Below are 12,788 nucleotides of genomic sequence, written 5' to 3'. Positions count from 1 at the left end.
CTCTCGACAAGCCGAGTATCGGATTAGTCCGAACCAAGCAAGCGGTCTACGCAGCAACTACCACAACTGGACGCAGCACTACGCCCTCTACCTCATAGGCTTATGCTATTTGAGGTTACTTGTTTTTGCTATTTTCATGTAGGCGGCTTTGCCGCTGAACGAGGTGTCTACGTCAACCTTGGACATTTTTACAAGCCGTAAGGGCGATGTCTCCTCGAATACGTAGAAACGAGGCTCTTTTCTCGGCTCAACCTTTCTAAAGTGCAGTTCCCGTAGGTTCGTTACGTACATTATAACAAAATATTTAATATTTGAGAATAGTTTGTTTATTTTTGTTTACTATATATAAACGAACATTTCCCCTACCACTTATATTTCTCATAATAGATATCATGCAAACGAAAAGAACCGGTATCACTCCACTGACTCCGGTTCTTTCATAAAAAGATGTAAGGAAATGGGATACTGGAAACTGGGATATGTTTCCAGAGAAGAGACCGATAGGTTTTTACGGGGGCTGGTGGGATATCCAGCCTCTCCCCTATCGACAATTATATTGTATCATACTATAAAGAAAAAATATACCCCTTTACGCAAAAAATTTTCCTTTTTATAAATTTTTCTGTCTATTGCAAATTTAACTCAATCCTTTTTCACCTACCCTCAATATAGTATAATGGAAAGAGATTTTCTACGAAAGTGAGTGACAGACATGGCACTTTATCAGGCAAGAGTCTTTGGAATTGTTCAGGGCGTGGGCTTCCGTCCCTTTGTGGCACGATTAGCTTCCCGTTTTCATATCTATGGCAGCGTTTGCAACAAAGGTCCTTATGTCGAGGTTTTTGCTCAGGGAAGTGACGAAGCCGTAAATGCTTTTCTGACCGCCATCGAGCAGGAACCGCCAGAACGGGCTTCCATCCTGAAATTGACGCGTCAGTCTTTAAACCAGCCAGAACGCTATCAGGATTTTCAAATCATCGAAAGTGCCAAGGAAAAAGGCTCCATCTTTGTATCACCGGATATCGCCACCTGCGACAAGTGCCGGGCTGAGCTCTTCAATCCGCAGGATAAGCGTTATCTGCATCCTTTCATCAATTGCACAGCCTGCGGGCCGCGGCTGACTATCCTGGACTCCATGCCCTATGACCGGGAGCGCACGAGCATGGGGGAATTTCCCATGTGTCCGGATTGCCAGGCCGAGTACGACTCCCCTGCAACCCGCCGCTATGATGCACAACCAGTCTGCTGCAATCACTGCGGACCGGAAGTCTATCTTATCGGCGCGGAAGATATCCGGGGCACAGAGGCAATCACTCGCACCCGCAAGACCATCATTGACGGTGGCATTGTCGCCATCAAAGGGATTGGTGGCTTCCATCTCTGCTGCGATGCCACCAATGACAAAGTCATCCAGCGCTTGCGGAAACTGAAGCATCGCCCGGTCAAGCCTTTTGCCATTATGGCCAAAGATATGGCAACAATCAAGCGGGAATGCGTGCTGGAATACAACCAGCAAGAAATGTTGACTGGCCATCAGAAACCCATATTGCTCTTGAAACGGAAAGCGACTGGCCATATTGTGGATAGTGTTGCGCCCGACAATCCAAAAGTCGGCGTGATGCTGCCCTATGCACCTTTGCATATGCTGCTTTTTGACTATCCGGATGGACTGTCCATGCCCGATACCCTGATCATGACCAGCGGCAATCCGGCGGGTGCTCCCATCTGCCGGGATGATGAGGGGGCGCTCTCTGCTCTTGACGGCTTCTGCGATCTGATGCTCTCCCATAATCGCAAGATTCGTATCCGGGCCGATGACACAGTCATGGACTGGCTCGATGGCAAGCCCTATATGATTCGCCGCAGCCGCGGATTTGCCCCCCTGCCCTTCATGCTCAAAAATGACTGGCAAGGCGCCGTGCTGGGCATTGGCGGTGAACTCAAGAATACCTTCTGTGTGGGCAGTGACAATATCTTCTACCCATCTCCCTATGTAGGGGACATGAGCGACCTACGTACCATGCAGGCTTTACGGGAAACCGTCGGGCGCCTGACAGAACTGCTGGAATGTGAACCGCAGATGATTGCCTGCGATATGCATCCTCGTTATAATACCGTAACCATTGCCAAAGAGCTTGGTCTGCCTCTTTTCCCGGTTCAGCATCATTATGCCCATATCCTTTCCTGTATGGCTGAAAATGATCATGATGAACCTGTTATCGGCGTAGCCTTTGATGGCACAGGGTATGGCACGGATGGCACCATCTGGGGCGGCGAGATACTGCGGGCGGATCTGGCAGGTTTTGAGCGGCTGGAATCCATCACGCCCTTCCGTCAGGCGGGCGGCGATAGGGCGAGCCGTGAAGGCTGGCGCATTGCCGTCTCTCTGATTTATGACAGGACAGGCAGCCAGACCGAAACGCGCGCACTTGCACAGGAACTGCAGCTTTGCAATGACAATGATTTGAATGCCATGTTTTTTATGCTGGATAACGAGGTCAATATCATCCATAGTACCAGTGCAGGGCGTATCTTTGATGCAGTCAGTGCCATCTTAGGCATCCGCAAGAATTCCACCTTTGAAGGCGAGGCCAGCATGTATCTGGAATTTGCTGCCCAGAAATGGCACGATGAACATAAGGATCATTTGCCCATCCCTGCCACCAGCTCCAATACTGATGACATATTTGCCTTTTTGCTGAAGCAGCGGCTGGCTGGTGAAGATTGCGGCAAACTTGCATATCTCTTCCATGCGCAGCTGGCTCAGTTTATCGTGGCAGCCTGCGTCCGCGCCAATACACATACCCACCTGAATACAGTTGCGCTATCCGGTGGTGTGTTCCAGAATCATCTGCTGGTCGAACTGGTCTCAGCACAACTGCAGGAACACGGCTTCACGGTTCTGCGTCACAGCCTGATTCCGCCCAATGATGGTGGCATTTGTCTCGGACAAGCTGCAGCAGCCATGTATCATCTCAATCATAATTAATTATTCTGCAAAGATTATAAAAAACAATTGTCCACAAGTTGCTTTCGTGTTATAATTTGCTTAGAGATACTGTCCTGTTTGCGAAAAGCAAGGGAGGGATAGTTATGAGCGGCGCAAGCAGCATTGGCAATTTCAACTACCGTTGGAATTTGATGGCATCGGGGGTCGCTTCCGTTGATGCCGTAGCGAAATCATCGGATTTATTTCACCATGATCCTACGCTTCAAGATGACTCTGGTAACCGTAATACTGTGGAGAGCGCTACGATTACCAAGAGATTATCTGATGGTGCTATGATTATTTTTCGGTATGACAAACATGTGCAGGTTTCTTACGGAGTAGGAACAGATACCGGCAATCATGTAAATTTAACTGCTTGAATTCAGGCCATCATCAAGGACGGATATTACGGACAGGCGTATCTCGATAAATCACAGCAAGTAAAAGAACCGGCTGATTGCCGGTTTTTTGTTTTTGATAAGGAGACTCTTTATGAACCTCAACATTCCCCAATTATATTACAGCAAACTGATGCGTGCCATTGTCGAATTCGATATGATAGCCGATGGTGACCATATCCTGCTCGGAATTTCCGGCGGCAAGGACAGCATCTTCCTGGCCTATGCCATGTCCATCCTGAAGAAGCGCCTGCACAAAGACTTCAAGCTATCGGCACTCACCATCAATCCTCAATTCAAGGATGAAAATGGCCGTCCTGCTCTTTTCGATATTGAACGGGCCAAGGATTTCATGGCCGAGCTGGATATCCCTTATGAAATCATTGATGTGGACATTGCTGGTACGATTGAAAATACCCCAGAGAAAAATCCCTGCTTTACCTGTGCTTTTTTCCGCCGTGGCGCCATCAACCGCTACGCTTTGGAACATGGCGTGAATAAGATCGCCTATGCCCATCACCATGATGATGCCGTAGAAACCTTCCTGATGAGCCTGCTCTATTCCGGCCAGCTCCATACCTTTACCCCGGTCACCTATCTTGACCGCACCCAACTCACAGTCATCCGCCCGCTGGTCTACTTCCGGGAATCGGAAATGGTGGACGCTATCAAGATCCACGGCTTCGACCCGGTCAAGAGTCCCTGCCCACATGATGGCAATACCTGCCGGCAGGAGGTCAAGGAACTGATTGCCAGTCTTGGAAAAACCATTCCTGATGTCTACGATCATTTGGGCGCGGCCATGCGAAAAGGCGCACTCGGGGAGCTTTGGCCTGCTGCCAAAACCCGCGCCGAAATGCGCCAAACATATTTTGAGTATAAAAATAAATAAATGATTTTTTTGCGCAGGTCACGCCTTATGGTTTGCCGTGACCTGTGCATTTATTTTATCCAGCAATTCCTTTAATTCCTTATTTTCCGTGAGCTTATAGGCAATATCCAGGAAATAGTTGGCATGCTCATACTTTTTATTGGCCAGCATGGTCTTGCCGTACTGCATGGCAGTTTCGATGATTTTAGCATCAGGCCCTACAGGGAAACCGTACTTTTCACCATAGGAACGCAGCGCGCCGATGGACGGTCTCTGCGCCTGACCTTCGGTTTCCTCATGGATGTACTTGAGTTCCATTTCCGCCTGATAACGGCCTTCGGCATCGGCAAAGCTCATGCTCAGCAGATAACAGCCTACAGCTTCATCCCACATCTGTTTTTCCACGAAGTAATAGCCTAAATTGCGATAACAATGGGCGATTTCCTTGCGCTTATAGGCTATGGGAAACACTGCCACCGTGAGTTCCTTGAACTGCTCCCAATCCTTTTTCTGCTTGAAGATTTCCGCATGCTCAAAGGCAATGGCAGCACTCATAGGATTCCAATCCATGGCAATGGCCAGTGCTTCCTCTGCCTCATCCAGCTTGCCCTGCTCCAGCAGGATGGAACCATACATGGCATAAAGCCGGTTCAGCGGTTCTTCGATATCAGCCACCGGCTGGATTTCCGAGTGCTGCGTCTGGAACATGACCATTTCCATCAGGGTATTGAAGTCATAATAATCAGCATGACCGTCATTATAGAGGTTGAGCTGTTCAACCTTATCGATTTCTGCCTTCAGGGCCGCCTCTGCCTCGGCGACTTTTTTATTTTGCGCCAGGTCCACTGCCTGTGTCAGGATTTCATTGATTTCTTTGGTGAGGGCACCATTCTGCATATTTATCTTTCACTGCCTTTCCCATAAAAATAAAGGGGCCCTCAAGCCCCTTATTCTTTCTATTACAGCAATACTTTATGGCTAAGGTTCACACGACCCTTGTCATCAATCTCAACGACCTTGACTTCGAGCTGGTCACCCACCTGTACTACATCTTCCACATTCTCCACGCGGCGTTTGGCCAGCTGGGAGATATGGCAGAGACCTTCCTTGCCCGGCAGGAGTTCCACGAAGGCGCCGAACTTCATCAGACGGGTTACGGTACCGGTGTAGACTTCGCCGACCTCTACTTCCTTGACGATGTCTTCAATCATCTTGCGGGCTTTCTGCATGCCCTCTGCATCAGCGGAGAAGATGAAGATATTGCCATCCTCATGGATGTCAATCTGTACGCCGGTAGCATCGATGATGCCCTTGACAACCTTGCCGCCAGTACCGATGACGTCGCGAATCTTGTCCACCTTGATGGTGATGGTCTCAACACGCGGTGCATACGGGGACAGATCCTCATTCGGCTTATCAATGCATTCCAGCATCTTACCCAGGATAAAGGCGCGGCCGCGCTTAGCCTGCTGCAAGGCAGAGGACAGGATATTGCGGTCGATACCAGCCACCTTGATATCCATCTGGATAGCGGTGACGCCATTTTCCGTACCGGCTACCTTGAAGTCCATATCGCCCAGCGCATCTTCCATGCCCTGGATATCCGTCAGGATGGTGTAGGCATCCCCCTCTTTGACCAGGCCCATAGCCACGCCGGAAACCGGGCGCTTGATGGGTACGCCGGCCTGCATCAGTGACAGGGTGCTGCCGCAGACAGAACCCATGGAGCTGGAACCGTTGGATTCCAGGACTTCCGAAACGAGACGGATGGTGTACGGGAATTCTTCCGTAGACGGAATGACCGGCACCAGAGCACGCTCAGCCAGCGCACCATGACCGATTTCGCGGCGGCCGGGGCTGCGGATGGGCTTTGCTTCACCGACAGAGTAGCCGGGAAAGTTATAATGATGGATATAATGTTTCGTGGTCTCGGGGCCAAGGCCATCGATGATCTGCTCGTCGCTCATCGGGCCTAAGGTGGTCACCGTCATGATCTGCGTCTGGCCACGGGTGAAAAGACCAGAACCATGTGCGCGGGGCAGCAGGCCCACTTCGCAGCTGACCGGACGTACTTCTTCGAGTCCACGGCCATCCGGACGAATCTTCTCATGGGTAATCATATGGCGCACGATTTCCTTTTCCAAATCATGCAGGGCCATCGCGATTTCCTTGTCCATTTCCGGATAATCCACGAGGAAATGTTCCATGGTATCCGCATTGACTTCAGCGATATGGGCATCGCGGTCGAGCTTATCCGGGTTGCGGGTAGCTTCATCGAGTCTGTCCTTGGCATATTCGCGGATAGCTGCTTCCAGTTCTTCGGGTACGGTAAAGAGCTTGGTGATGCGCTTTTCCTTGCCGCAAGCCTGCTGAATCTCTTCCTGGAAAGCCACGATGCGCTTGATTTCCTGATGTCCATAGAGGATGGCATCGAGAATCACATCTTCGGGCAGTTCGTTGGCACCAGCCTCAACCATCATCACAGCATCCTTGGAGCCGGCAACGGTAAGGTTCAGCGTGGAAACCTTGCGCTGTTCTTCCGTGGGGTTGATGACGAATTCATCATTCACGCGGCCAACACGCACGCCGGCAATGGGGCCCATGAACGGAATATCGGAGATGCAGAGGGCAGCAGACGCACCAATCATGGCAGCCAGTTCCGGAGCATTGTCCTGCTCAACGGACATTACCGTAGCCACTATCTGCACATCATTGCGGTAGCCCTTGGGGAACAGCGGGCGAATGGGACGGTCAATCAGTCGGGCACAGAGGATTGCGTCACTGGAAGGACGTCCCTCACGCTTGATAAAGCCGCCGGGAATCTTGCCTGCGGCATACATCTTTTCTTCGTAATCCACGGTCAGCGGGAAGAAATCCACGCCTTCACGGGGTTCAGCGGATGCCGTGGCCGTAACGAGCACCACCGTATCTCCATAGCGGACGAAGGCAGCACCGTTGGCCTGTTTCGCCAGCTTGCCGGTTTCAATCGTCAGCTTGCGGCCGCCCAGTTCCATTTCAAAACTTTGCATAATTCTCCTCCTACGTCAAACTCATACTTTGGATATAGTTCGACATCTATTGTTTTAATCCTGTCATAAAGGAAATATACAAGAAAAAAAGCGGGAAAATCTCCCGCTTTCTTAAGTAAATCTCGCAATTAGCCGATCGTAGCGCGGATGCCGAGCTTAGCGATGATGGAACGATAACGCTCGATGTCCTTCTTGTAGAGGTAGCTGAGGAGACGGCGGCGATGACCAACCATCTTCAGCAGGCCACGACGGGAATGATGGTCCTTCTTGTGCTCTTTCAGATGATCCGTGAGGTACTGAATGCGAGCGGTCAGTACAGCAATCTGTACTTCCGGAGAACCCGTGTCACCTTCGTGAACGGCATACTTCTGCATGATTTCCTGTTTTGCTTCCTGAGTCAACATGTGAAAACTCCTCCTAATAAATTAAAAGATGTCCTACAGCTAAGATGGCGTCGGAGTTCTTCGCCGTCCGGGCTGTGGATTGGTGTCAAACACCTTTGTAAGTATAGCATAGGCCCATTGGCCTTGTAAAGATAAATCTTGAGCTTTGCTCCTTATTTCGGCAAATATTTCATAAAAACACGCTCATCCTGCCGGATTTCACCGGAAATATGCTTGTAAGTCACCATCTGTGTCATGCCTTGCACAATCCGATAGCCCAATTTCTTATGCGCTTTCAAAGAAGGCATATTATCCTTTTGGGTACGGCTCAGGATTCCCTTGCCCGCAATCTTTTGCCGCAGTTCCTGCTCCATATTCGAAAAGATATGCCGATGGCGATAGGCCTTGCCAACGCCAACATCTTCGAGGAACCAATAATCTGCCGGCTCAATCCCATTGGCTTGGGCAATGGCGGCAATCTCTGCATCCGCAGTCACAGGAACCGCTGCAACAAACCCCGCGCAACGGCTCAATTCCGCATCCAAACAGATGATTATGATGCCTTTATCCCCGTAACTTCTGAATAAACCGGCCACTTCTTCCGCCGTAAAATATTCCTCATAAGGCGGCTGGGCGAAACATTCCAGATAGATTTCGAAAAACTCGATTTTCGAAAAAAGCTCTGCCATTTTCTGGCCGGAATCAACAGTCAAAAGCTCAAGATTATTCATATCACTTCAACTCCACCACAGTGGCACCTGTACCACCTTCATTTATGTCGGCAAACTGGAAGCTCAATACATTGCGATGATTTTTCAGATAAGCATGGACACCTTTGCGCAGGGCACCGGTTCCCTTGCCATGGATGATCAATACCTGGGAAAGCCCTGCAATCACGGCATCATCGATAAACTTGCCCAGCGTCATTTCTGCTTCATCCACCATCATGCCACGGATATCGATATCGCGGCCGATATTCTGTGTCTTCTGCAGGAAACTGCCGGACTGGGAGTTCTTGCGGCTGCCAGTATTCACACTGGGCTTCTCCTCCGCTTTGTGGGCAATAAAGGTGCAGGCATTGGCCTTGAGCTTGGTTCGCAGGGCTCCCACCTGTACGGTCAGATCCTTGCCCTGGATTTCGAGCACCGTGCCCTTCTGGTCCAGTTTCTTTACATAAACCGTATCGCCCACACGGATTTTCTTGAGGTCAATGCGCTGCCCCACGCCCTTCTGTGCCATGATGCCAGGATTGGCCTTGGCCGAAGCTTCATTGATTTTCGCCCGGGCATTCTGGATGGCCTGCTGACGTGCCTTGATTCCTTGATCGTCAAACTGCTCTTTGAGCTGGTTGATGACCTCTTCGGATTCCCGCCGCGTCTGACGGATAAGGGCAGCACTCTTGTCCTTGGCCTTGCGGATGATATCGCCCTTTTTCTGGCTGAGTTCTTCCTTGGCCTTCAGCAGTTTTTCCTCCAGCTTCTTCACGCGTGCCTGCCGCTCTGCAATATCGGCATTGCGCTGCTCGTACATCATCTTTTCGTTTTCGAGTTCATTGATGACATGTTCAAACTGAGCATGGTCTGCCTTCACCAATTGCTGGGCGCGCAGGATCAAAGAATCCGCCAGTCCCAGCCGCTTGCTGATGGCAAAAGCATTGCTGGCGCCCGGAATTCCAATCAGCAGCCGATAAGTAGGCCGCAATGTCTCAATATCAAATTCTACGCAGGCATTCTCAATTCCTTCCCGGGTATAAGCAAACGTCTTCAATTCCGAATAATGCGTAGTTGCAATGGTCGTGGCCTGCACTTCCAGCAATTTTTCCAGGATGGACATCGCCAAAGCTGCGCCTTCTTCAGGATCAGTACCAGCCCCCAATTCGTCCAAAAGCAATAAATCATCGCTTTCCACTTTATCAAGGATACTGACAATATGCGTCATATGCGCCGAAAAAGTGGAAAGACTCTGCTCAATGCTCTGCTCATCACCGATATCGGCATAGATATTCGCATACAAGGCGATTTCCGATCCCTGGTCTACAGGCAGATAAAGACCAGACTGCGCCATCAGCACCATCAGCCCCAATGTTTTCATCGTAACCGTCTTACCACCAGTATTCGGGCCGGTAATCAGCAGCATCTTGTAATCCTCGCCAATACGGATTGTGGTCGACACCACTTTATCCTTGGCAATCAGCGGATGACGGGCGTTATTCAGCACAGTACGGCCTTCATCGTTAATCAGAGGACACACTGCCTTCATGCTCCCCGCCAGTCTGGCTTTAGCGAAGGTGAAGTCAATATCCCCTAAAATTTCACAGTTGGCATAAAGTGTTTCCTTCTCCCGCTGGATTTCACCGGACAACTGGCGCAAAATGCGCTGAATTTCCTGTTGTTCCGCCAGCGTCAGCTGCTTCACATCATTATTGAGCTCCACCACTGCCATCGGTTCGATGAAGAGGGTGGAACCGCTGGCCGACTGGTCATGGATCAGCCCTGGGAAATGCGCACGATATTCCGCCTTGATGGGAATAACATAGCGCTCGTCACGAACCGTGACAATCGCATCCTGGAACATCTTCTGATACGCACCATCATGCAGGATGCTGTTGATCTTGTCCTTGATGCGGGTTTGGGAGGATTTCAGCTCCCGACGGATACGCCGCAGTTCCACGCTGGCATCTTCCCGCATATTGCCGTGCTCATCGATGACATTATTCAGATTACGCTCCAGCTGTCCCATGATTTCCAATGAACGTGCCCATTCCTGCAGGATAGGCGATTCCATTTCCAAATCCCGGAAGAAATACTTGATGGTGCGCATGGCATACATGGTGTTCATGATGTTCTGCAACTCTTCAAGCTCCAAAATGGCACCTTTGTCCGCTTTCTTTAAAAGCAGACGGATATCCCGGATTCCCCCTAATGGTGGTGCCGACATAGAAAGCACTTTGACAGCCTCTGTCGTCTGCTCCTGCCATTCCATCACTTCGGCAAAATCCGAGCTAGGTACCAAATCATAGGCTTTTTCTTTTCCCAATGCTGAACCGGCATACTCGGCCAGTTTAGTGGTTATTTTCTTATATTCTAAAACCTTAAACGAATCTTGTTCCATGAAATCTTTCTCCTCAAACCAAGTGAATCCTGTATATTCTTATTAATTATATTATATACAGGCAGCATCGTCTACTGAATCCAGGGAAAATCAGTATATTTTCACGACAAAAATGTCCTTCAGCTAAAATCATAGATTCAGCAACTGAAGGACACCTCAGAAAAGAAATATTCCGTTTTATGATTATCCTTTGATAGAAGCAAGAACGTCCGAAGCATTCAGGTTATTAGCCGTCATGTATTCCGTCAACTCTTTGAAGTCATCCTGAGCTTTCTTGGATTTCAGTTCAGCCAGCTGTGCTTTCAGAGCTTTGACTTCTTCCTGTTTCTTTGCAATTTTCACTTCGATAGCATTGATTTTCTCTTCATAATTTGCTTTTCTTGCCATTTTTCATTTCTCCTTTATAGAAAAATTCACCTGCTATTATTGTAGACAATAATAGCAGGTTTGGCAAGTATTTTTTGAGAAATTTTGCGAAAATTTTTAACCACGAGCTGTCTTTATTGCTTCGGCTAAATTTAAAGTTCCCATGTAAATGGATTTTCCAGCAATAACACCTTCGATACCATCCTGTTCATGAACCTTCAATGCCTGAATATCTGCCAAGGATTTTACCCCACCAGAAGCCACGATTTTTACGCCGCTTTCCTGTGCCAGTTTTACGGTGGCTTCTACATTAACACCACTCAACGTTCCATCCCGGGAAATATCCGTATAGATAATAGTTTTCACTCCAGCTTTTTTCATTTTCTGCGCCAGTTCAATCACGCCAATATTGCCGGATTCTCCCCAGCCTTCCACAGCCACAATCCCATCTTTGGCATCAATACCCACCACAATACGCTCGCCATATTTAGCGCAGGCCTCTTTTACCAGTTCAGGATTTTTTACGGCTACGGAACCCAGAATTACCCGGGTAATTCCTAACTCCAGCAGCTGGTCAATCTGTTCCATTGTCCGGATACCACCACCAAGTTCCGTGGGGATAGCGACCGTTTTCAAAATCTCCTCGATGGCGGCAAGATTCTTGGAAGCCCCCGCCAAGGCTCCATCCAAATCCACCAAATGCAGGTACTCTGCCCCCTGCGCCTGCCACTTAGCAGCCATCTCAGCCGGGCTATCGGAAAACACCGTTTCCTGAGCAAAATCCCCCTTGAAAAGCCGCACACACTTACCGCCCCGAATATCAATCGCCGGAAAAATAATCATCCAAGAAATCCCCCTTAAGCACACATGTCACGCAAACACGTTCCCCGTTACCTTGGTAACCCCGGCGTCCAAGAATGGACGCCCGCAGACTTTAAATCCCGTGATGGGATTTAGTCTGCCAGTTTCTTTTGGTACTTTTCTTTGTCCAAAGAAAAGTACCTAACCACACATTAACTTAAAGCGCACAAAAGTTCCTAATTATGCTAAGCCCAATATCCCCTGACTTTTCAGGATGGAATTGAGTTGCAAAGATATTCCCCGCCTGCACGGAAGCAGTAAGACGCTCTCCATAATCCGTGGTGGCTGTTACAACGGATTCATCTTCCGGCACCGCATGATAACTATGCACGAAATAAACGTATTCCTTATCCTGTGCCAGCCCGGCAAATAAATCCTGTTCCCGCCGCGGTTCAGCCAGATGCAGGCGGTTCCACCCCATATGGGGAACTTTCAGGCCTTCTGCCTGAATCCGTTCCACCTGACCGGGAATAAGCCCCAGCCCCTTTGCCGCTGGCGATTCCTCACTGCCGTTAAAGAGAATCTGCAGACCCACGCAAATGCCCAACAGCGGCTTGCCTGCCGCCACTTCCTCCTTGATCAGGGGAATCAGCCCGCTCTCTTCAAGGTTTTTCATGCAGTCGCCAAAAGCACCGACACCGGGCAAAACCAATTTTTCAGCAGCTTTGATTTCTACCGGATTATTGGTAATCTTCGCCTCTGCGCCCAACGCTGCAAAGGCCTTTTCCACACTAAATAAATTGCCTACGCCATAGTCGATTATTGCAATCATCAGCAGCC

The 12,788-nt window shown here is 49.5% G+C and carries 11 protein-coding genes; 3 read left to right on the top strand and 8 right to left on the bottom strand.

Annotated features, from left to right (window positions below; all coding sequences use genetic code 11):
- Positions 1-712 precede the first annotated feature (712 nt).
- The 3 genes from hypF (at position 713) to BUB68_RS13175 (ending at position 4,279) form a co-directional block, all read left to right on the top strand.
- A complete protein-coding gene (hypF, locus tag BUB68_RS13185; protein WP_073092295.1) occupies positions 713-2,989 on the top strand; it encodes a carbamoyltransferase HypF in 2,277 nt (758 codons plus the stop codon).
- Between the two features lie 104 nt (positions 2,990-3,093).
- Positions 3,094-3,369 (top strand): hypothetical protein, encoded by a 276-nt coding sequence (locus tag BUB68_RS13180; protein ID WP_073092292.1) that lies wholly within the window; start codon positions 3,094-3,096, stop codon positions 3,367-3,369.
- Positions 3,370-3,481: 112 nt separating this feature from the next.
- Positions 3,482-4,279, top strand: a complete 798-nt coding sequence (locus tag BUB68_RS13175) for a tRNA 2-thiocytidine biosynthesis TtcA family protein (RefSeq protein ID WP_073092289.1) — start codon at positions 3,482-3,484, stop codon at positions 4,277-4,279.
- Between the two features lie 18 nt (positions 4,280-4,297).
- Here BUB68_RS13175 and BUB68_RS13170 read toward each other — a convergent pair whose 3' ends face one another.
- From BUB68_RS13170 to hisH, 8 genes are all read right to left on the bottom strand, one after another.
- Positions 4,298-5,155 carry a hypothetical protein gene (locus BUB68_RS13170; protein WP_073092287.1) on the bottom strand — a complete coding sequence of 286 codons (858 nt, stop codon included), beginning with the start codon at positions 5,153-5,155 and terminating at the stop codon, positions 4,298-4,300.
- 62 nt (positions 5,156-5,217) lie between these two features.
- Positions 5,218-7,287, bottom strand: coding sequence for a polyribonucleotide nucleotidyltransferase (locus BUB68_RS13165; RefSeq protein WP_073092284.1), 2,070 nt, complete (start codon positions 7,285-7,287; stop codon positions 5,218-5,220).
- Positions 7,288-7,415: 128 nt separating this feature from the next.
- Positions 7,416-7,691, bottom strand: coding sequence for a 30S ribosomal protein S15 (gene rpsO, locus BUB68_RS13160; protein ID WP_014424698.1), 276 nt, complete (start codon positions 7,689-7,691; stop codon positions 7,416-7,418).
- Positions 7,692-7,843: 152 nt separating this feature from the next.
- Entirely contained in the window at positions 7,844-8,401 is a 558-nt protein-coding gene (locus BUB68_RS13155) for a GNAT family N-acetyltransferase (protein WP_073092282.1), read from the bottom strand.
- 1 nt (position 8,402) lies between these two features.
- Positions 8,403-10,781 (bottom strand): endonuclease MutS2, encoded by a 2,379-nt coding sequence (locus BUB68_RS13150; RefSeq protein ID WP_073092280.1) that lies wholly within the window; start codon positions 10,779-10,781, stop codon positions 8,403-8,405.
- A gap of 183 nt (positions 10,782-10,964) precedes the next feature.
- A complete protein-coding gene (locus tag BUB68_RS13145) occupies positions 10,965-11,168 on the bottom strand; it encodes a protein kinase (protein WP_073092277.1) in 204 nt (67 codons plus the stop codon).
- A 96-nt stretch (positions 11,169-11,264) separates the two neighbouring features.
- Complete coding sequence (gene hisA / locus BUB68_RS13140) at positions 11,265-11,990, bottom strand: 1-(5-phosphoribosyl)-5-[(5-phosphoribosylamino)methylideneamino]imidazole-4-carboxamide isomerase (RefSeq protein ID WP_073092275.1); 726 nt, start codon at positions 11,988-11,990, stop codon at positions 11,265-11,267.
- A gap of 175 nt (positions 11,991-12,165) precedes the next feature.
- Positions 12,166-12,780: an imidazole glycerol phosphate synthase subunit HisH gene (gene hisH, locus BUB68_RS13135; RefSeq protein WP_073092272.1), complete on the bottom strand. Its 615-nt coding sequence runs from the start codon at positions 12,778-12,780 to the stop codon at positions 12,166-12,168.
- Between the last annotated feature and the right edge of the window lie 8 nt (positions 12,781-12,788).

The organism is Pseudoselenomonas ruminantium (genome assembly GCF_900142515.1).
Taxonomy (GTDB): domain Bacteria; phylum Bacillota; class Negativicutes; order Selenomonadales; family Selenomonadaceae; genus Selenomonas_A; species Selenomonas_A ruminantium_D.
Note: the sequence above shows the minus strand (reverse complement) of the source record. Positions and strands in the feature narration are given on the sequence as shown.

Excerpts from the sequence above, each read along its gene's own strand:
- rpsO (WP_014424698.1), bottom strand. The coding sequence starts at position 7,691 with ATGTTGACTCAGGAAGCAAAACAGGAAATCATGCAGAAGTATGCCGTT.
- BUB68_RS13155 (WP_073092282.1), bottom strand. The coding sequence starts at position 8,401 with ATGAATAATCTTGAGCTTTTGACTGTTGATTCCGGCCAGAAAATGGCA.
- BUB68_RS13180 (WP_073092292.1), top strand. The coding sequence starts at position 3,094 with ATGAGCGGCGCAAGCAGCATTGGCAATTTCAACTACCGTTGGAATTTG.
- BUB68_RS13150 (WP_073092280.1), bottom strand. The coding sequence starts at position 10,781 with ATGGAACAAGATTCGTTTAAGGTTTTAGAATATAAGAAAATAACCACT.
- BUB68_RS13145 (WP_073092277.1), bottom strand. The coding sequence starts at position 11,168 with ATGGCAAGAAAAGCAAATTATGAAGAGAAAATCAATGCTATCGAAGTG.
- BUB68_RS13165 (WP_073092284.1), bottom strand. The coding sequence starts at position 7,287 with ATGCAAAGTTTTGAAATGGAACTGGGCGGCCGCAAGCTGACGATTGAA.
- hisA (WP_073092275.1), bottom strand. The coding sequence starts at position 11,990 with ATGATTATTTTTCCGGCGATTGATATTCGGGGCGGTAAGTGTGTGCGG.
- BUB68_RS13170 (WP_073092287.1), bottom strand. The coding sequence starts at position 5,155 with ATGCAGAATGGTGCCCTCACCAAAGAAATCAATGAAATCCTGACACAG.
- hisH (WP_073092272.1), bottom strand. The coding sequence starts at position 12,780 with ATGATTGCAATAATCGACTATGGCGTAGGCAATTTATTTAGTGTGGAA.
- hypF (WP_073092295.1), top strand. The coding sequence starts at position 713 with ATGGCACTTTATCAGGCAAGAGTCTTTGGAATTGTTCAGGGCGTGGGC.
- BUB68_RS13175 (WP_073092289.1), top strand. The coding sequence starts at position 3,482 with ATGAACCTCAACATTCCCCAATTATATTACAGCAAACTGATGCGTGCC.